Source organism: Flavobacterium potami (assembly GCF_020026915.1).
Taxonomy (GTDB): domain Bacteria; phylum Bacteroidota; class Bacteroidia; order Flavobacteriales; family Flavobacteriaceae; genus Flavobacterium; species Flavobacterium potami.
In genome coordinates, this window is sequence record NZ_JAINUY010000004.1 from 96,299 (window position 1) to 116,541 (window position 20,243).

The 20,243-nt window shown below is 34.1% G+C and carries 19 protein-coding genes; 3 read left to right on the forward strand and 16 right to left on the reverse strand.

Features of this window, described 5'->3' with window-relative positions; all coding sequences use genetic code 11:
* Positions 1–30: 30 nt before the first annotated feature.
* The 3 genes from K6T82_RS12665 to K6T82_RS12675 all read right to left on the reverse strand — a co-directional run bounded on the left by K6T82_RS12665 (position 31) and on the right by K6T82_RS12675 (position 3,193).
* A complete protein-coding gene (locus K6T82_RS12665; protein ID WP_223706244.1) occupies positions 31–1,068 on the reverse strand; it encodes an aldo/keto reductase in 1,038 nt (345 codons plus the stop codon).
* A 271-nt stretch (positions 1,069–1,339) separates the two neighbouring features.
* Positions 1,340–2,284: an OmpA family protein gene (locus K6T82_RS12670; RefSeq protein ID WP_223707091.1), complete on the reverse strand. Its 945-nt coding sequence runs from the start codon at positions 2,282–2,284 to the stop codon at positions 1,340–1,342.
* A gap of 147 nt (positions 2,285–2,431) precedes the next feature.
* The gene (locus K6T82_RS12675) at positions 2,432–3,193 is read right to left on the reverse strand and encodes an exodeoxyribonuclease III (RefSeq protein WP_223706245.1); all 762 of its coding nucleotides are present in this window, start codon (positions 3,191–3,193) and stop codon (positions 2,432–2,434) included.
* Between the two features lie 118 nt (positions 3,194–3,311).
* Between K6T82_RS12675 and K6T82_RS12680 the strand changes: the two genes are divergently transcribed.
* The gene (locus tag K6T82_RS12680) at positions 3,312–5,120 is read left to right on the forward strand and encodes a GNAT family N-acyltransferase (RefSeq protein WP_223706246.1); all 1,809 of its coding nucleotides are present in this window, start codon (positions 3,312–3,314) and stop codon (positions 5,118–5,120) included.
* Positions 5,121–5,187: 67 nt separating this feature from the next.
* Here K6T82_RS12680 and K6T82_RS12685 read toward each other — a convergent pair whose 3' ends face one another.
* The 4 genes from K6T82_RS12685 to K6T82_RS12700 form a co-directional block, all read right to left on the reverse strand.
* Complete coding sequence (locus K6T82_RS12685) at positions 5,188–6,288, reverse strand: suppressor of fused domain protein (RefSeq protein WP_223706247.1); 1,101 nt, start codon at positions 6,286–6,288, stop codon at positions 5,188–5,190.
* Between the two features lie 172 nt (positions 6,289–6,460).
* Complete coding sequence (locus K6T82_RS12690; RefSeq protein ID WP_223706248.1) at positions 6,461–6,733, reverse strand: TM2 domain-containing protein; 273 nt, start codon at positions 6,731–6,733, stop codon at positions 6,461–6,463.
* A 79-nt stretch (positions 6,734–6,812) separates the two neighbouring features.
* Positions 6,813–7,460, reverse strand: a complete 648-nt coding sequence (locus tag K6T82_RS12695; RefSeq protein ID WP_223706249.1) for an RDD family protein — start codon at positions 7,458–7,460, stop codon at positions 6,813–6,815.
* 172 nt (positions 7,461–7,632) lie between these two features.
* Complete coding sequence (locus tag K6T82_RS12700) at positions 7,633–8,580, reverse strand: 2-hydroxyacid dehydrogenase (RefSeq protein ID WP_223706250.1); 948 nt, start codon at positions 8,578–8,580, stop codon at positions 7,633–7,635.
* 243 nt (positions 8,581–8,823) lie between these two features.
* Here K6T82_RS12700 and nhaA point away from each other — a divergent pair, with 243 nt between their 5' ends.
* Positions 8,824–9,981: a Na+/H+ antiporter NhaA gene (gene nhaA, locus K6T82_RS12705; RefSeq protein ID WP_223706251.1), complete on the forward strand. Its 1,158-nt coding sequence runs from the start codon at positions 8,824–8,826 to the stop codon at positions 9,979–9,981.
* The gene (locus tag K6T82_RS12710) at positions 9,978–10,478 is read left to right on the forward strand and encodes a hypothetical protein (protein WP_223706252.1); all 501 of its coding nucleotides are present in this window, start codon (positions 9,978–9,980) and stop codon (positions 10,476–10,478) included. Before nhaA ends, K6T82_RS12710 begins: the two co-directional genes overlap by 4 nt.
* A gap of 193 nt (positions 10,479–10,671) precedes the next feature.
* Here K6T82_RS12710 and proC read toward each other — a convergent pair whose 3' ends face one another.
* The 9 genes from proC to K6T82_RS12755 all read right to left on the reverse strand — a co-directional run bounded on the left by proC (position 10,672) and on the right by K6T82_RS12755 (position 20,185).
* On the reverse strand, positions 10,672–11,448 hold the full coding sequence (proC, locus tag K6T82_RS12715; protein ID WP_223706253.1) for a pyrroline-5-carboxylate reductase: 777 nt from the start codon (positions 11,446–11,448) through the stop codon (positions 10,672–10,674).
* Between the two features lie 111 nt (positions 11,449–11,559).
* Positions 11,560–12,909, reverse strand: coding sequence for a magnesium transporter (mgtE, locus tag K6T82_RS12720; protein ID WP_223706254.1), 1,350 nt, complete (start codon positions 12,907–12,909; stop codon positions 11,560–11,562).
* On the reverse strand, positions 12,893–13,678 hold the full coding sequence (gene rsmA, locus K6T82_RS12725; RefSeq protein WP_223707093.1) for a 16S rRNA (adenine(1518)-N(6)/adenine(1519)-N(6))-dimethyltransferase RsmA: 786 nt from the start codon (positions 13,676–13,678) through the stop codon (positions 12,893–12,895). The genes mgtE and rsmA overlap by 17 nt, the downstream gene beginning before the upstream one ends.
* 45 nt (positions 13,679–13,723) lie before the next feature.
* Positions 13,724–14,377, reverse strand: a complete 654-nt coding sequence (locus K6T82_RS12730; protein WP_223706255.1) for a hypothetical protein — start codon at positions 14,375–14,377, stop codon at positions 13,724–13,726.
* A 163-nt stretch (positions 14,378–14,540) separates the two neighbouring features.
* On the reverse strand, positions 14,541–14,852 hold the full coding sequence (locus K6T82_RS12735; RefSeq protein WP_223706256.1) for a DUF4286 family protein: 312 nt from the start codon (positions 14,850–14,852) through the stop codon (positions 14,541–14,543).
* Positions 14,853–14,912: 60 nt separating this feature from the next.
* Positions 14,913–16,694 (reverse strand): tetratricopeptide repeat protein, encoded by a 1,782-nt coding sequence (locus K6T82_RS12740; protein ID WP_223706257.1) that lies wholly within the window; start codon positions 16,692–16,694, stop codon positions 14,913–14,915.
* Between the two features lie 228 nt (positions 16,695–16,922).
* Positions 16,923–17,753: a prolipoprotein diacylglyceryl transferase gene (gene lgt, locus K6T82_RS12745; protein ID WP_223706258.1), complete on the reverse strand. Its 831-nt coding sequence runs from the start codon at positions 17,751–17,753 to the stop codon at positions 16,923–16,925.
* An 89-nt stretch (positions 17,754–17,842) separates the two neighbouring features.
* Positions 17,843–19,114, reverse strand: a complete 1,272-nt coding sequence (gene serS / locus K6T82_RS12750) for a serine--tRNA ligase (RefSeq protein ID WP_223706259.1) — start codon at positions 19,112–19,114, stop codon at positions 17,843–17,845.
* Positions 19,115–19,273: 159 nt separating this feature from the next.
* Positions 19,274–20,185, reverse strand: a complete 912-nt coding sequence (locus K6T82_RS12755; RefSeq protein ID WP_223706260.1) for a hypothetical protein — start codon at positions 20,183–20,185, stop codon at positions 19,274–19,276.
* Positions 20,186–20,243: the final 58 nt, after the last annotated feature.

Genomic DNA, 20,243 nt, shown 5'->3' on the forward strand with positions numbered 1-20,243 from the left:
TCTTTGCGCCCTTTGCGGTTAAGTATATTTTTAAGGTGCAGGATCAGGAATTACAGCCTGAACAGCATCAATTTCTGCCAAGATTTGTTTAGAAAGAACCACATCAATTGTATCGACGTTTTCTTTTAATTGCTTCATAGTTGTTGCACCAATAATAGCACTTGTTAAGAATGGCTGCTGCAAAACAAATCCCATTGCTAATTCGGTTAGTGTTAAACCATGTTTTTTAGCGATTTCCAGATACAATTTTGTTGCCTGAGTACATTGGTCGCTTTTGTAACGGGTATATTGCGGAAAAAGGTTAACTCTCGCTTTCGGGTGACTTTCTCCTGTTAAGAATTTTCCAGTCAAAACTCCGAACGCCAAAGGTGAATAACCTAACAAACCAACGTTTTCATATTTTGAAACTTCGGCAGAATTCACTTCAAACAAACGGTTCAATAAAGAATACGGATTTTGAACGGTTTTGATTCTTGGTAGATTGTTGTATTTGCTTTCCTCCAACAAACGCATCATTCCCCAAGCATTTTCATTAGAAACCCCGATATGTTTGATTTTCCCTTCTTTGATTAATCCGTCGAAAGTTTCTAGAATTTCTCTGAAATTATCTTCCCAAACATCATCATGTCCGTGAAAAGCGCGTGTTCCAAAATTATTCGTTTTTCTTTGTGGCCAGTGCATCTGATACAAATCGATATAATCTGTTTGCAGTCTTTTCAAACTATTTTCAACCGCATATTTAATACTTGCTGGAGAAAAATCCAGTTTCTCGCGCATATATCCAAAATTCGGATTCGGACCAGCGATTTTTGATGCTAAAATAACCTTCTCACGATTTCCTGATTTCTTAAACCAAGTTCCAATGATTTTTTCTGTGCTTCCGTAAGTCGCCTCGCTCGCAGGAACCGAATACATTTCGGCTGTATCGAAGAAATTTATACCTCTTTCAAGAGCATAATCCATTTGTCCGTGTCCTTCTGCTTCTGTATTTTGCTGTCCGAAAGTCATCGTTCCAAGACAGATTTTACTAACTTTTATATCGGTGTTAGGTAATGTAGTGTATTTCATTTTTTTCTTTAGGTTCAAAGTTGCAAAGAGACAAAGGTACAAAGTGATTTTTCAAATCGAAATGTGAGAAAGGTTAAAAAAAGTACAAGGTTTTTTATGCTTTCCTGCAAGGTTTCCAAAACCTTGTAGGTAATTGTAAGTTTGATTCAAACACAAAGCTAAACCTACAAGGTTTTATAAACCTTGCAGGATGACAATTCTAGAAATTGGAAAATTAAAAAAGGCTCAAAAGTAAAACCTTTGAGCCTTTGCACCTTAGAACCATAGTTCCTTAGTTTATGCTATTTAACATCTCAGCAATCTCATCTAATCTTGGCGTCAAGATAATTTCGATTCTTCGGTTTTTAGCTTTTCCTTCTGGAGTTGCGTTACTTGCCAAAGGAGAAAATTCGCTTCTTCCTGCTGCTGTTAATTTTTGTTTATTGATTTTTGGGTTTTCGCTCAAAATAGCCACGATTGCTGTTGCTCTTTTTGTAGATAAATCCCAGTTGTTTGCAATTGGTCCTGAACCTGCATACGGATCGTCATCTGTATGTCCTTCGATTAAAACAGAAAGATCTGGATTATCACCTAAAACTTTTCCAAGTTCTACAACGGCTCTTTTACCTTCTGTTCCAACAGCCCAGCTTCCTGAGTTGAAAAGCAATTTGTTTTCCATAGAAACATAAACTTTTCCGTTTTTGTGCTCCACTGTTAAACCTTTACCTTCAAAACCAGTTAATGCTTTAGATAAAGTTTCTTTTAGTTTACGCATTGCTTCTTCTTTCGCAGCAATCATATCTTCCAATTCTTTCAAACGATTTGCTGTTTTGTCCAAACGAGCTTGTTCGTCTGCAAGAGCTTTTCCTTTTGCTTCTAATTGTGCTAACAATTCACGGTTTTTAGCCAAATTTTTCTCTAACGCATCGTTGCTGTTTTTTTCTAATGCATTATAAGAATCTTGAAGCACTTTATATTTCTTTTGTTCCGCCGCAAGATCTGCTTTTTGTTTTGCCAAGTCATCTTTTGTGCTCGCCAAATCTTTAGTTAGTTTATCGCGATCCAGTTCTAACTGATTTTTTGCTTTCTTTAAATTATCATTTTCATCAGTTATAGAACGATTTTCTTTCTTCAAATCTGAATACTTCGTTTCTAAATCATTATAAATTTTCTTAGAAACACAAGACGTTGTGGACAAGGCTAATGCCAGCAATCCGATGGAAACTTTTTTAATCATCATTTTAATTGGTTTTATTTCGGGGCGTTTAACAAATCTGATTTTTCATCAAACTCCAAATTTTAAATTCTAAATTCCAAAAGCAAGAACTTGAACTCATACTTGAAATTTAAACTGCATTTTACTTTACAAGAACAATACCAAAGATTACTCAATTTCGACTAAAATCGGACAATGATCTGAATGCATAGCATCTGGTAGTATAACAGCTCTTTTTAATCTGCTTTCTAATGAGTCACTTACTAAATTATAATCGATACGCCAACCTTTGTTGTTACCTCTCGCCCCTGCACGGTAACTCCACCAAGAATAATGATGCGGTTCTTTATTAAAATGACGGAAACTATCAATAAATCCAGATTTCATAAAAGCATCCAACCAAGCACGTTCTGCCGGAAGAAATCCTGAAACCGTTTTGTTACGAACCGGATCGTGAATGTCAATTGCTTCGTGGCAGATGTTATAATCACCACAAATGATCAAGTTCGGAATCGTAACTTTTAATTCATTAATATAATTTTGAAAATCATCCATAAACATAAATTTATGATCCAATCTTTCGATGTTTGTTCCCGACGGAAGATACAAGCTCATAACAGAAACATCGTCAAAGTCTGCACGAAGATTTCTACCTTCAAAATCCATGTGATGAATACCTGTTCCAAAAACAATATTATTGGGTTTTGTTTTAGAAAGAATAGCCACGCCGCTGTACCCTTTTTTGGTTGCAGGATAGTAATACTGAAACGGATAACCCGCCGCTGTTATATCATCAACTGGAATTTGATCTTGTATTGCTTTTATTTCCTGAAGACATATTACATCAGGATTTGCTTGCTTTAGCCACTCAATAAAACCTTTGTTTATTGCTGCTCTAATTCCGTTTACATTATAAGAAATAATTTTCATCAGTGATTTTTTTAGGATTTCAAATGTAATAAAAAAGTGCAAAGTTTGTCTTGGAAACAATGAAAAGTAGACTTTTTTGTTATCTTTGCTCGCTGTTCTAATAAATTAAAAGTAGTACATGGGTTTAGTTACCGCGAAAGAAGTTGCAAAGGCAATAAATGTTGAAAAGTACGGAGTTTTCGGTACGTTTTCTGGCTGGATTCTTATGAAGGTTCTTAAGATCTCAACCCTTAATAAAATTTACGATCGTAATAAACATTTGGAAGACCTTGCTTTTTTGAATGGAATTTTGGATGAGATGGAAATCAAATTTGAAATACCTGAAGAAGATTTAAAACGTCTGCCAAAAGATGGTGCCTATATTACTATTTCAAATCATCCGCTTGGAGGAATTGACGGAATTTTACTTTTGAAATTAATGCTTGAAAGAGAGCCAAATTTCAAAATCATTGCCAATTTCCTATTACACAGAATTGTTCCGATGAAAAAATACATTATGCCGGTTAATCCTTTTGAAAATCATAAGGATGCAAAATCGAGTGTAATTGGTATTAAAGAAACTTTACGCCACTTGAGCGACGGAAAACCTTTAGGAATTTTTCCTGCAGGTGAAGTTTCTACTTATAAAGATGGCAAATTAGTTGTCGATAAACCTTGGGAAGAAGGTGCACTGAAATTAATCAGAAAAGCAAAAGTTCCTGTTGTTCCAATTTATTTCCACGCCAAAAACAGTAAATTATTCTATTGGCTTTCTAAAATCGATGATACTTTAAGAACCGCAAAACTTCCTTCTGAACTTTTAACGCAGAAAGACCGAGTTATTAAAGTTCGTATTGGAAAACCTATCTCTGTTAACGAGCAAAATGAAATCGAATCTTTTGAAGAATATTCAGAATTCTTAAGAAAGAAAACCTATATGTTGGCTAATCCTTTTGAAAAGGACACGAAACTGATCGATACAGCAACGGCAAGTCTTAAAATCACAAAAGCGCCAAAGAAAATTGCTACTGCAGCAAATGAATCAAAATTAATTGATGAAGTTCAGGCCTTAAGAAACAGTGACAGCAGATTTTTACAAAGTAAGAATTATGAAGTTTTCTTTGCTAGTGCAAAAGAAATTCCGAATATTTTACATGAAATTGGCCGTTTACGCGAAATCACTTTCCGTGAAGTTGGTGAAGGAACGAACGAATCTATTGACTTAGACGAATACGATCAATATTATCACCATATGTTCTTATGGGATGACGAAACCAAGAAAATCGCTGGAGCATACCGTATGGGATTAGGTTCTGAAATTTATCCAAAATACGGAATTGAAGGTTTCTATTTAACGGATCTTTTCAGATTTGAACCAGAACTTCATGATATGATGCACAAATCGATCGAAATGGGTCGTGCGTTTATTGTAAAAGAATATCAGCAAAAGCCAATGCCTTTGTTCTTATTATGGAAAGGTATTATTCATACTACTTTGCGCCATCCGGAGCATAAATATTTAGTTGGTGGTGTAAGTATCAGCAATCAGTTTTCAGATTTCTCTAAATCATTGATGATTGAGTTTATGAAATCAAACTATTACGATCCTTATATTGCACAGTACATTCACCCGAAAAAAGCATATAAAGTTAAACTGAAAGACGCAGACAAAGATTTCATCTTCGACGAAGCAGAATCGGATTTGAATAAATTTGATAAAATCATTGACGAATTAGAACCAGGAAACTTACGTTTGCCTGTTTTAATTAAAAAATACATCAAACAAAATGCAAGAGTTGTGGCGTTCAACGTCGATCCTCTTTTCAACAATGCTATTGATGGTTTAATGTACATTAGAATTGCAGATATTCCAGAAAGCACCATGAAACCTGTTATCGAAGAGTTTCAGATCGAACTGGAAAAGAAATTGTCTGAGAAAGAAGATTAAACTATATCATCATACAATAAAAAACTCATAAGTCTACACTTATGAGTTTTTCTTTTTTATAGTGTTCTTAAACCACTTCTTCCCTTTCTAAATTGAATATTTCTTCGCCAATGCTGTCCAGTTTATCCAATACAAATTGCGAACCAGATTCTTTCATTACTTGCCATTCTGCATTTGAAACAGGTACAATCCACAAGAAATTGGTTTTTGAATTTCCTAAAGTTGGCACACTCATTTTAGGCAAGACTTTTAATTTATTAGTAAGAACCGCATACTTGAATTTTTCGCTAACAGCGGCTTGAAATTCAACAGTATGTCCTTCTGCCAAAAAAGTGATATAATCCCACGGTATTGCTGTAGTGCCGCTTACAAAACTTGCCACACTATTGATTTGCTCGTTGGTTAATCCTGATTTCAAAATAATTCCAAGTTCAATTCTATTTATTTCGTCAGGATTTTCAAAATACATTTCGATTTTGGGCTGCGATCGCAATGATACTGCTACGGTAGCAAAAACAATCTTTTCTGGACCTTCATACACATACAAACCTTTCGGAGGCCATTCTGAATTATCTATTGCATAATACTTTTCGCTTTTCCCAAATACTTCATCATAATAATCCAAAATTTTTGGTTGTAATAACTGAAAAGGATTCTCATCTTCCTCCCATGCTTTTGCAAAATAAATTGCTTCTTTAATCCTTTTGTTCATTTCATTATCTGCTGAAAGTTCCCAAGCAAAATGTCCTTCTCCTTTACAATCACGTGCATATCCATAAAAATCACCACTGCCTCCCCAACTCGGAATTACACACAAAATTTCTCCATTTTCCAATAATGCTGCTCCATCTCCTTCTTCCAGCCAGACGATTTCAAGATCTTTAACATTAAGTAATTCCTGTCCTTGTGGAAATTTACAAAACTCTTTGGTCAACATAGGAGGAACGCCTTTTTCCATCAATTTTACCTCTATCTCTTCTGGTGCAGCAGTTAAATTTCTTATCCAACAGCTTTTTACACCAAAATCTTCATTATCTCCAAACAAATAAAAATAAGCCGTCCTGTTATCTTGTTCTACAATTGCTGTTAATGGACAACTAGGGCTTCTAACTTCAAGAACAACTTCTGGTTTTTCAATCTTATTATTGTTTCTACTAAATAATCCCATAATTTTATGATTAATATTTTTAGATTTAAACTTTACTCAAGTAACGAATTTTATTTAAAAAACACAAAAGCTCCATTTGCAAATGCCGACTAATTTTCATTATAAAAAAGCAAAATCTTTAAACATAAAAAAAGTCCCATTCAGAAATGAATGGGACTTTTTTTTATGTTTGTCAAAACCAGCCTTTGTAACCAACCTGATAGGTTTCGTAAAATTCGCGATCTGATTTTGTGAGGTAAATAATTCCTTCAATTATTCCTATCAAGGCTCCTATTCCTAAAGCCGCCGTTAGAAGTATTTGAATTAAACCTTCTTTGGTATAACCTAGATAGAATTTATGAATTCCTAAATACCCAAGTAAAATAGCCAAAATTCCGGCAATTATTTTTTTATTTTCCTGATCGTACCGCGGATTATTCCAATCTTCTCTTTTTGTATTTTCCATTTTTATTCCCTTTATAGTTAATAATACAGTTTTACAAATCGTTAAACTTCAGATTCAATCCGCGCAAACAAATCTACTTTTATTTGTCAACAACCATTGTTCTGGCAGCTAAATCATGAAGGGCTCTTTTATCGTCATTCAACAATGATGTCAAATAGATAAACGGAAAAACAGCACACATACCTTTAATTAAATTTCTCAAAATAACATTAAATGCAAGAATATCTCCATTTTGTTCATAATCAACAGCTTTGATAGACAAAGCTAATTTCCCTAACGAAGAACCTTTCAATAAAAGATCGCAGGCAATAAAATAAATAAAGGCAAACAAAATAACAAACAAAGTTGCTTCAGGCGCAATAAACGCAAGAGCAATATTTACAGCGTAGATTATTACTACATCCAAAATAAAAGCTCCTATCCTTTTTCCAAAATCGCAAGGAACAAGGCCAATGGCATGATTTTCTTCTTGCGACGTATTTCCTAATCTATTTCTTGTATCATACTCATGCGATGACAATACAGATCCAGGAACGTAAGTTGAGTTACAAAAGAAACAGTTTAATTCATCGCCCAGTTCTCTAATTTTAAGCAATGGAATAAAGAAAATATGAAAATAAAGTTGATAGTTTTTTAATTGATAACTTTCTTGTCTTCTGCAATTCGGGCATTCAAATTTTCCAGATTTAATAGTACTTTGAACTGTTTTTCTTCCGTAAATAATCATAAGGTTTTAAAATTTATAGGTTATGTTTCTTGTTTTTGGGGGAGTTTTGATTTAACAATCCAAAAAAATTGTTAAAAAAACCGAAACAATATTATTAAAAATTAACATACAAAACTAGTCTGCCCTATAATTAAAAAAGAAAAGATCTTCTACTTTAAATCTTTGCAACAATCTAAACGTTATAAATCGCTTTTATCTTATCTACAATTACTTGCGCCAAACGCTCATGGCTTTCAAAAGTCCATCCTGCGATGTGGGGCGTAAGTAAAACATTTTTTGATTCCATCAGATATTGAAGAGCTTCTGGGGTATTGTTTTCTTGAAAAAGCGTTTCAAAAGATAGTTTCTCATATTCCAAAACATCCAAACCAGCGCCAAATATTTTCTTTGCTTTCATCGCTTCAACCAAATCGGCAGTCACTATATTTTTACCACGAGAAGTATTTATGATCCAGAATGGCTTTTTAAATGCATTTATAAAGCTTTCATCGACCATTTTATCCGTTTCTGGTGTCCAAGGAAGGTGAAGACTTAAAACGTCTGTTTTTTCGCGTAATTCTTCAAGAGAAACTTGTTTGGCATTTTCGTCTCCAACATTATCCAAAATATCATAACATAAAACCTCTACATCAAAACCTCTCAACTTTTTAGCGAAAGCTTTGCCCATATTTCCGTAACCGATAATTCCGACTGTTTTCAAATCCAATTCATGTCCGCGGTTGCTTTCACGATTCCATTGTCCCGCTTTTACTTCGGCGTCGGCCTGATTCAAATTGTTGAATAAGGATAAAATTACACCAAGTGAATGTTCTGCAACAGCGTTGCGATTTCCTTCTGGAGCCGCAATGAGATGAATTCCTTTCGAGGAAGCATACTCACAATCAATACTTTCCAGACCTGCGCCAACTCTTGCAATAAATTGCAACTTTGTTGCAGCATCTAAAAAAGTCTTATCAATCTTGAATCGGCTTCGAATTACGATTCCGTTATAGTCTTGAATTTTTGCTTCGATTTCTTCTTTTGAAGATTTGAAATCAGCGTGATTTTCGAAACCAGCCTCTTCCAATTGATTCCAAAGAATTGGATTATTGCTGTCAATATGAAGAATTTTTATACTCATTTTGTGTTGAATTTTTATTAATACAAAAATACGGGAAATGTTTAAGATTTCATTTCAAGCGCTATGTTTTAATCTCGCAAAGAAGCAAAGTCGGAAACAAGAAACTCTAACAGCTAAAAAACAAAAAAATTTGTGCCTGTGTGCCTTCATGGCAAATCTCTTTTTATTGCACGATTTTTTTTTTAACTTTGAAAGTATTAGAATGACAAAGATCTGTCATAAATCTTCAGAAAATCTTCCCAAATGAAACTAACCAAGACTTTTAAAGCCTTTTTTGAAAACGAAAAATCAGGAGGAATTATCTTGCTCTTTGTCACGCTTTTATCACTTTTTCTTGCTAACTCATCTTTTCATGTTCCTTATGTTGCATTTTGGGAAAAAGAAATTGCAGGACACACCATAACCGATTGGATTAACGATGGATTAATGACAATCTTCTTCCTTTTAATAGGATTAGAATTGGAACGCGAAATTTACCACGGAGAATTATCTAATTTTAAAAATGCTTCATTACCAATAATGGCCGCATTTGGCGGAATGTTAGTTCCTGCTGCCATTTTTCTTGTTTTAAATTATGGAACTACAACGCAAAACGGCGCCGGAATTCCGATGGCGACCGATATCGCTTTTGCAATTGGTATTTTATCACTTCTTGGAAATAGAGTTCCCACTTCTTTAAAAGTCTTCTTAACTGCTTTAGCCGTAATTGACGATTTAGGAGCGATTATTGTCATTGCGATATTTTACACCACTTCGATCTCTTTTCTAAATCTCGGCATTGCGCTAGGAATCTGGATTATCTTGTTTGTTTTGAATCGAATGAAAATTCATAATCTTATTCCATATCTCGTTGGTGGCGTTATTATGTGGTATTTTATGCTGAATTCGGGAGTTCATGCGACAATAACTGGAGTTATTCTAGCATTTGTTATTCCGTTTGGCGATGGTGGCGAAAAAACTTCTTCGTACAAGTTACAGCATTTTCTACATCAGCCCGTCGCTTTTTTTATTTTGCCTCTATTCGCTGTTGCAAATACTGCTTTAACCATCGAATCAAACTGGCATGAAGGTTTAAACCACTCCAACACGTACGGAATTATTCTTGGCCTTGTAGTTGGAAAACCGCTCGGAATATTACTGTTTTCTTCTGTTGGTGTTACTTCTGGCCTATGCATGCTTCCAAAAAATTTAAAATGGTCGCATATTTTGGGCGCAGGAATGTTGGGCGGAATAGGTTTTACGATGTCCATTTTTATTACTGTTCTGGCTTTTAAAAATCCGGAAGTAATTGTTTTCTCAAAAATCGCTATTCTTATCGCCTCTTTCTTAGCCGGACTTTTAGGATTTATATTCTTAAAGTATGTTTTGAATAAAAAGCATAGTAATTTGCTCGATTTATGAATAAAATCCTAATCCTTATATTGTCTTTTTACCTGATTTTGAGTTCTTGCAATCAAAAAACAGAAACTGTTGCTGTTACCGAAAATGCAAAAAATGAAGCTATTTCAGCAGTAAACAATTCAAAAGATGAAATTGAAGGAACTTATAAAGCTGACGGATGTGATCTTTCGATAATAATTTCAAAAATCAAAAATGATTATCAATATGTTTTCAAATCCAATCTTAGAACTTTAAAAGGAAAAGCAAAGTATTCAAAAAGCAGTTCGGGTGAAAACTATATTACTTTAGAAGGAATTCAATGGGATGAATACGAAGGCGACATTAGCAATGAGGACGAAAATGATTCAATTCCCGAAAAAGAACTAGAAATCCCGATTGGAATTGATGCTTTGTATGTAAAAGATACGTTGACAATTCAGAATTACGGCAATGCAATGAATTATTACACAAAGATTTCGGAATGCGGATTGAAGTATATTCAGCTAATTAAAAAGTAATTCAGGTTGTCATCCTGAGGAACGAAGGATCACACCAGAAATTCTACAATCTAAATCGCCAATCTTTGCGGAATCTCAAGTGTGATCCTTCGTTCCTCAGGATGACAAATAGCACTTAACTAAAAAACAAAAATTCCAAATTCCACTAATAAATTGGAATTTGGAATTTTAAAATATTGGAATTTCTTTAAACCTATCCTTTGATTTGTTTCAAAGAAGTCTTGATTCCTTTAATTAATGACGAACTGAAACCATTGTGCTCCATTTCATTTAAACCCACAATTGTACAGCCTTGAGGCGTTGTTACGCGGTCGATTAATTGTTCTGGATGTACTCGTTCTTCTAAAAGCATTTTCGCAGCTCCTTTTACAGTTTGTGCTGCAATTGCTAAAGCGGTGTTAGAATCAAAACCGATTTCGATTCCTGCTTGCATAGACGCACGAATATAACGCAATGCATACGCTGTTCCGCACGCGCCTAAAACTGTCGCCGCATCCATTAACTTTTCGTCGATTACAGGAGCAGTTCCTAAATCTTGGAATAAATCAACAATTGGCGTAGCGTTTGCCGCATATTTTTCTGGGAAAGAAATACAAGTTGCCGATTCTCCAAACTGAGCCGCAATATTTGGCATAATGCGAACTACCGGATATTCGTAATTTGTTTTGGTTTGAAGCACTTCCAAAGACAATCCACTAACAGCAGAAGCTATTGTTTTGTTTTGAATGACAGGTAAAATTTCAGCCAAAACAGTATCAACCTGATACGGTTTTATGGTTAAAATTACCACATCTGCTTCCTGAATATTATGTTTATTATCATTTGAAACTGTAATTCCATATTCAGATAAATACTGAATACTTCCTGTGTTTCTTCTTGTGACAGTAACTTGGTTGTTTTTCGAGAATTTAGCAATTCCCAAGGCAATAGAAACCCCAAGGTTTCCTCCTCCAATAATGTGTACTTTCATTCTGGTTGGCTTTAATTATTTCTGGCTGATAAACAGCATTTTTTCCGCCTGTAAATTACGGAGATTTTAGAGATCTTAAATCACTGTAATCCGCTAATTTGTGGCAAAAATCTAAAATCCAAGAATTAAGTTTGCTACTCCAAAGTAGAGCATAATTCCAAAAACATCGTTGGTTGTCGTGATAAACGGACCAGTTGCAATTGCGGGGTCTATTTTATTTTTGTTAAGAAAGAGCGGCACTAAAGTTCCTAAAGTTGCGGCAAACAAAATCACCACAATCATGGAGATTGAAATCGCAAATCCGACCAAATATTGCTGATACATTATGGAATGATATCCTAACAAAAGCAATGAAATTATACTTCCAGAAATCATAGAAACGGTAATTTCTTTAGTAAAATAACCACGACTGAATTCTTTTAAAGTTCCGTTTGCCAAACCTTGAACCACGATTGCCGAAGCCTGAACTCCGATATTTCCTGCAGTTGCAGAAAGCAAAGGCACAAAAATGATTAAAGTTGAATATTTTTGAAAGGTACTTTCGTTTCCTTTTAAAACAAAAGAAGCCACAATTTCGATTACCATTCCGATTAAAAGCCAAGGTAAACGCGCTTTTGTCAATTCGTAAACGCTGTCATTCGATTCAACGTCTTGGGTAATACCCGCTGCTAACTGATAATCTTTATCGGCTTCTTCCTTGATTACGTCTACGATGTCGTCAATGGTAATTCTTCCAACCAAACGACCTAATTCGTCTACAACCGGAATTGCTTCTAAGTCATACTTCTGCATGATACGAGCGACCTCAATATCTTCTGTATCAACTTTTACAAAATTTAATTTTCGGATATAAACGTCACCAATTTGTGTTTTGGTTGACGAAGTCAATAGATCTTTAAGTGATAATCTTCCTTTTAAACGGTTTTCATCATCAACAACATAAATAGAATGTACTCTTGAAACGTTTTCTGCTTGAATTCGCATTTCCTTCACACAGGTCAAAACATTCCAGTTTTCATTTACTTTTACCAACTCTTTTCCCATCAAACCACCGGCCGTGTTCTCGTCGTAACGCAAAAGATCAACAATGTCTTTGGCGTGTTCAACGTCTACTAATTCCGAGATTACTTCTGCTTTGATATCATGCGAAAGTTCGGCAATAATATCGGCAGCGTCATTGGTTTCTAGCTCATCAAGCTCTTCCGCAATTTCTTTTGGTGAAAGTCGGCTTAAGATATTTTCACGTAGATCTTCTTCCAATTCCAGAAGAATTTCGGCTGTTTTATCACTATCTAAAACCTTAAAGATATAAGTAGCTTCGTCGAATTCTAGTTCTTCTAAAATTTCGGCTATATCGGCATGGTGCAAATCATTCAATAAAACTTCAAGTTCATTGTCGTTTTTACTAATGATTAGCTCTTCTAACTGGTGTATAAATTCTTTACTAACTTTGAACTCCATCGGCTTCTATTTTTTGAGTTAGTTCAATAAATTCATCGACACTTAACTGCTCGGGACGTTTATCAAAGATAGTGTCTTCTCGCAATTGGTCTGATAAATTTAATGTTTTCAAACTGTTACGTAATGTTTTTCGTCTCTGCTGAAAAGCCGTTTTTACAACCGTAAAAAACAACTTTTCACCACAAGGAAGACTGTAATCTTCCTTTCGGGTCATTTTCATCACACCCGATTTCACCTTGGGCGGAGGAATAAAAACATTTTCGTCTACAGTAAACAAATACTCAGTATCATAGAAAGCCTGTGCCAAGACAGACAAAATTCCGTATGTTTTTGATCCTTTTTTCTCGCAGATGCGCTCTGCAACTTCCTTTTGAAACATTCCAGAAAATTCTGGAATCTGATCTCTAAATTCTAATGTTCTAAAAACAATTTGAGAAGAGATGTTATAAGGAAAGTTACCAATAATAGCGAACTGCTTATTTTCGTAAACTTGATTTATATTGTATTTCAGGAAGTCTTCTGAAATAATTTTGTCTTTTAACTTTGGATAATTAGCATCTAAATACGCAACAGATTCCGTGTCAATCTCGATTACTCGAGTCACAACTGGTTTGTCAAGTAAATATTTAGTAAGCACACCCATCCCTGGTCCTATTTCTAAAACCTCATCATACCCTTTCATACTCAAAGTATCTGCAATGGCTTTTGCAATACTTTCATCTTTAAGAAAGTGCTGTCCTAAATGTTTTTTGGCTTTTACTTTTTCCATATTCATTATTCGCTTTCTGCTTTTATCAAAATATTAATACAATTTTTAATGAGCAGATCCTATAATCGTATTCATGAACATATATTGAAAATGAATAACGTCAAATTGAATTTTTTCTAAACCTGTCAACAGTCCAATGTTGGCTTTGTAACCGAATTTATAGTTTAAAAAATCTACACTTTTACCTTCCTTATTGATGAAGGTTTTATTCGTGTTAAATAGCTTTTCATTGTCCGCTTTAAAAGAAGCATAAACTCCAGGAGAAGACGTAATTATTTTATTTTGTTTGTAAAATTTATCTATTTTACCTTTTAAAACAGTATATTTTTGTTTTACAAATGCATCATAAAGTGCAGTATCATTTGTTACAAAACAATCTTCTTCTGAGATTTCTGATTTGATTTCGTCAATGTATTCATTAATTTCATTACCCGTATCATAAATCTGTGTTGCAAATCCTGTCATTTCTCCAAATGATTTAGGCGACTCTTCGTTTTTTACTTTCAACACTTGATATTTGGAAAAGACAATATTCTTTAAAATTTCCTTCGAAGTATTGTCAATTTCCCTAAATTCATTCAGCTGTAAAATAATCGATTTTGCTGTTTCTTCATCATTCTGCCCCTCTTTATTACTTTGACAACAAACATTCAGACTTAGCATTAGAAATAAGACGAGTTTAATTTGTAGTTTTTTCATAAAAAAGATGAGTGGACAAATACAATTTATTAAAAATTAATTTTTTGCAAATATACTTTTTTTAGCTATTAAGCAGATAGACCTGTTAATTTTAATCTTTAATATTATTATATCTTAGAAAACTGTTATTTCAGGCAAATTATAGTTGCTTCAAATTAAAAAATTAATGTTCTGAAATCACTTCCAATTCTGTTCTGAAAGAAAGCATTTTATCTGCAAACAAACTCAAAGCTTCTCTGTGAAATTCTGGTTCGTCTTCGATATAAAACTTATCCAAAGTTTCTTTGCTATCTGTTACATATTGTACAGAATAAGTAATGCCGCCCATTTCTTCTTCAACCAGAACTTTTACAATTCTTGCCGAGGAAAATTTCTGAGTTGCTAAAATTTCTGGTATGTGTTTTTCCTGCATCCATTTCAACCATTTTTCGTGGACGCTTTCGTGTATATTGGTGGTAACGTTGTAAATAATCATTTTTTCTTGTTTAATCGTTTATTCGGTTAAACGGTTAATCGATTAACCGCTTAAACAGAATTACAAATTCTTATCTCCTCTCAATTCTCGGTATTTTTTTCTGGCATCGACAAAGTAAATACTGTCTTGATGGTTAAAAATTACCTTTTCATATAAAGGCTTTGCTTTTTCTGGATCTTTTAGTTCGTCGTTGTAAATTTCAGCTGAGAAAAACAATGCTTCATCAACATAAATTCCGTCACTGTGATTGTCAATTATTTGTTGGTATTGGCTTAAAGCCGAAACATAATCCTTCTGACTTTCGTAAACCTTTCCCAAACGAAGTAATGTTACCGCTTCAATTTCTTGTCCTTTGTAGGTTTTTAAAATATTCTGAAACTGCGTTATCGCTTCTTGTTTTTTATTCTGATAAATTAAGAAATCTCCTTTTGCAAATTGTTTTAAAGCAACTTGAGTCGAATCTGCTGCCGTATTATCATTAATTAAAAGAAAATATTCAAGAGCGTCGTTTGCAATTAATTGTGTATTGGCTGCTTTTAATTCTTTGAATTGTTTGTTCGCCCATTCAAAATCGCCTTTGTAATAACTTGTTTTGGCTGCTTTCAAACTGGCTTCGTGCGCCATAACATCATTCTTTAAATCCAATTGAATCTGCGAATAATAAATCAATGCCTGATTGTACTTTTCTTCCAAAAGCAAAATATCGGCCAATTCCATTTTGGCATCGGCTTTTTGATATTCGTTTAAATTCAATTCTAACGCCTTTTTGACTACTGCCTTTCCTTCTTCTGTCTTCTTTAAATTAAAAGCCAGAAAATGAGCTTGAATCAGCTGCAAAGATAAGGTAAAAGGATTGATTTCGTAAGTTGCCAGCAATTGCTTTAATTCCTGATCGATTACCGGATAATCTTTTTCTTGTGCATTATTGATTTTGATCTGCATTAAATTCGCATTCGACTGTATCAATAAATCCAGATCTTTCGTGTTTTGAAGAATGAAAGTCAGAATTTCGATAGCTGTTTCATCATCCTCTTCATTCATTGCAAACTGACTCAAATTAACAATGCTCAATAAAGATTCTGGCTCACGTTTGTAAATTGCTTTTTCCTGAATAAATGCCTTTCCAAATTCTTTTTGCTGTACATAAAACCAACTCAAATAATGATTCCAGAAAACATCTTGATCTTTTTGGGTTTTTAAGATTAATGCTTTTCGCATGGCATCTTTAAAAGCGGTATTATCTGTTTCACCATTCATAAAACGAGACAATTGTGTCTGAATCAAATTCGTGTTTTGCGGATTGTTGAAAGATTCTGTCAATAATAAATCGATCATCTGATCGGTTTTCCCTAATTGACCGTACAACATTCCGATCTGAAAATTGAAATTGAAATTCGGCTGAATCTGCATCGCTGTTTGATAGGCTTTTAAAGCATATTCCAACAATACTTTTTTCTCAAATGAACTCGCAATTCCGTAAACATCGTTCGGACTTGTTTTTATTTTTTCGATTGCTTGTTCGTAGTAGTTTTTAGCTTTTGAATCATTTTTTTGCAATTGAAAATTATAACCTAATTCAACTAAAAAAACGCCTTGTTTGTAACGATTGTAACGATCCTGAATGGCTTTTTCTGCATTCGCAAATTGTTGCAATTGCTGGTAACAATCTACAGTTCGCAAAAAATATTGTGTATTGGAAGGAGCAGCTTTTAAAAGTTCTTCGTAACTGATTTTAGCTTTATCAAAATCTCCTTTATCATAATAATATTGAGCCAGCTGCTCGTTTTGACCAAATGCAAAACCAGAGTATAGTAAAACGATACAGATTAGAATGTCTTTCATATTTTTTAGTTTTCAGTCTCAGTCTCAGTTTTCAGTCGCAGCTCTCAGTCTCAGTCGCAGTCTCAGTTTACAAACTGTTACTGTAAAGTTTTCAGTTGCGGTCGCAGTTTTCAGTCTCCAAACTGTAAACTGTCACTGTAAACTGAGACTTTTTTAAGTTTCAAGTCGCGGTTGCAGTTTTCGGCATCACAAACTGTAAACTGCGACTGTAAACTGCGACTTTTTCAATTACTGTAAACTGTGACTCTTTTTACTTTTCCAAAAAATCAAACCTAAACCGATTAAAATAAACGGAATACTCAGAATCTGTCCCATATTAATCAGCATATTATTCTCGAAAGCTTCTTGATTTTCTTTGAAAAATTCAATTATAAAACGAGCTGTAAATAATAAAGTTAAGAAAGTTCCAAAGATTAATCCCTGCGCATTTCTGATTTTTTCTGATTTGTACATGTAAAGCAGGATTCCAAAAATCAACAAATAAGCAAAAGCTTCATACAATTGTGTTGGATGTCTCGGAATCAAATCGTCTCTTTGAAAAACAACTCCCCAATTTCCGTTGGTTGGTTTTCCGTAGATTTCAGAATTCATAAAATTCCCCATTCTGATAAAAGCGCCTGTTACAGGAACTGCGACCGCCATTTTATCCAAAAGTCCTAAGAATTGTACTTTATATTTTCGACAATATAAGATCATTGCCGTAATTACTCCGATTGAACCTCCGTGACTTGCCAAACCTTGATAACCCACAAATTGATAAACTCCTTTTATTTTTTGAATTGGTAAAAGAATTTCTATCGGATGTTTGAAGAAATAATCAGGTTCGTAAAAGAAACAATGCCCAAGTCTGGCACCTAAAACGGTTCCGACGATGACATAAATAAGTAAAGAATCGAGATTGTCTAAAGAAAGATTTTCTTTTTTGTAAATGTTTCTGACAATGTAAAAGCCAAGTAGAAGTCCGCAGGCAAAAAGAGCTCCGTAATATTTAAGAGGAAAACTATCTGTAATCCAGAATATAACGGGATCAACGTTCCAGTTTAAGATACCGTTTTTCATGTAGTCTCAGTTTTCAGTCTCAGTTTTCAGTTTTCAGTCTCAGTTAGCAGCCGAAACTGTAAACTGAGACTGTGACTGTAAACTAAAAACTAGTTTATAATATCAAATCCGCAGTAAGGACGTAAAACCTCTGGTATTACGATACCTTCTGGAGTTTGGTAGTTTTCAATAATTCCAGCTAAAACACGTGGAAGCGCCAATGAACTTCCGTTAAGTGTATGAGCCAATTGATTTTTTCCGTCTTTGTCTTTGAAACGTAATTTCAAGCGGTTTGCCTGGAAAGTTTCAAAGTTAGAAACAGAACTAATCTCTAACCAACGATCTTGTGCAGTAGAAAACACTTCAAAATCATAAGTCAAAGCAGATGTGAATCCCATATCGCCTCCACAAAGACGTAAAACTCTATATGGTAATTTCAATTCCTGAAGAATTTCTTTTACGTGTTCTACCATTCCGTCAAGCGCCGCATAAGAATTATCTGGATGCTCGACACGAACAATTTCTACTTTGTCAAATTGATGCAAACGGTTTAATCCACGAACGTGTGCTCCGTAAGAACCTGCTTCACGACGGAAACATGGTGTATACGCTGTATGTAAAACCGGAAGATCACTTTCGTTTAAAATAACATCACGGAATAAATTCGTAACTGGAACCTCAGCCGTTGGAATCAAATACAAATCATCAATTGTAGAATGATACATTTGTCCTTCTTTGTCTGGCAATTGACCTGTTCCAAAACCAGAAGCTTCGTTTACCAAATGCGGAACCTGAACTTCGTTGTATCCTGCAGCGGTATTTTTGTCTAAAAAGTAGTTGATCAAAGCACGTTGAAGTCTTGCTCCTTTTCCTTTATAAACAGGAAATCCTGCTCCGGTGATTTTTACACCTAATTCAAAATCAATGATATCGTATTTCTTTACCAATTCCCAGTGTGGTTGTGCGCCTTCGTGTAAAACTGGAATATCTCCTTCCTGAAAAACATTTAAGTTATCGTCTGGAGTTTTTCCTTCAGGAACAATATCAGCCGGAAGGTTTGGTAAAGTGTATAATTTATTGGTTAACTCAACAGCCAAAGCTTCTGCTTTTTCGCTCAGTTCTTTACTTTTTTCTTTTAGTGAAACTGTTTTTTCTTTTAAGATTGCTGCTTTAGCTTTCTCACCAGCTTTCATCAATTCACCAATATCTTTGGACAATTTATTAGATTCTGATAAAGTATTGTCTAATTCTACTTGTGCAGCACGACGGTTTTCGTCTAATTGAACCACTTCTTCAACAACGCTTTTAGCATCGATATTTCGTTTTGCTAAAGCTTTGATTACTTTCTCTTGATTGTCTCTAATAAATGCAATTTGTAACATAGCTTGTTTTTTATAACTATTCTATTTTTATAACGGAAGCAAATTTAATGAAATGTTTGTTAACATAAGGACAAAGTTTTAAAGGAAAACTTAAAACTCTTACAAACAGCAAAAGCACTCAAAAAGTGCTTTTGTTATGATTTGAAATTCGCAAAAAAATTACTCCAAGAAACGATGTCTGTCATCACGGTGAAAAGCATATTCTTTGCCATTATACTTTAGCTTTTCGGCTTCTTTTTTAGTTTTAAGATTGCTGTGTTCCTCTATACCATTTTCTGGATCACTTTCGACTGCTTCTTCGTAAGAGAAATTTTTAGTCACAATTAAATCGTAATAACCGTTTGTTTTTTGATCTCCAAAACTCATTCCGGTTTCTAAAGTCTCGATTTGGAAAGTTCCGCTTCCGTTAGAATCGCCGTTGGTTAAGAAAATTGGATATTCGTATAAGACTTTTTTAATTTCATTATTATCCAAAGTCAGCAAAGTAAATTTCTGTTCCGAGTACAAGACGATTCTGCTACTTGCACTTGCCTCTGTATAAAAAGCAACTGCCGGAGTGGTTTCGTTTAAATATACCAAATCTTTGAGAATATGCGATTTAGAAAAACGAATTGCTTCGTTATCATAATAACCTAAATTATTATCAAACTCTTCTGCAATTACACTTCCGTCTTCTCTATTTACAAACAAATATTTACGTTGAAAATAATTCCCAACTTCTCCTTCTTCTTCAGATTTGAGTATTTTTTTATTTTTTTCAACCGTAGTTAGGACAAAAAAAGTGGTTTTATCATCGTAATTGATAGAACTAGTTTCCCTAATTCTAATTGTAGAATATTTGATTTTAAGATTGGAGGCTACTTTTGAAAGCAATTCCAAATTCAATTCTTCTGAATCTGAAATGTCTTCCAGTTTTTTGAAAACCAGTTTTTTGAAAGGCTTTTTCAAACCTGTTTTTGTCTGCGAAAACAAATCCTGATTTTGAAAGTCTGTTTCGTTTTTGATTTTTTCGTTATTTCCGCAAGAAAGCAAAAACATCAAAACGGCACTTAAAAGTATAGTTTTTTTCATAGGCTAGATTTGGTTTGAAATTTTTGGGCGCTTCAAATATATAATTTTCTTACAAATA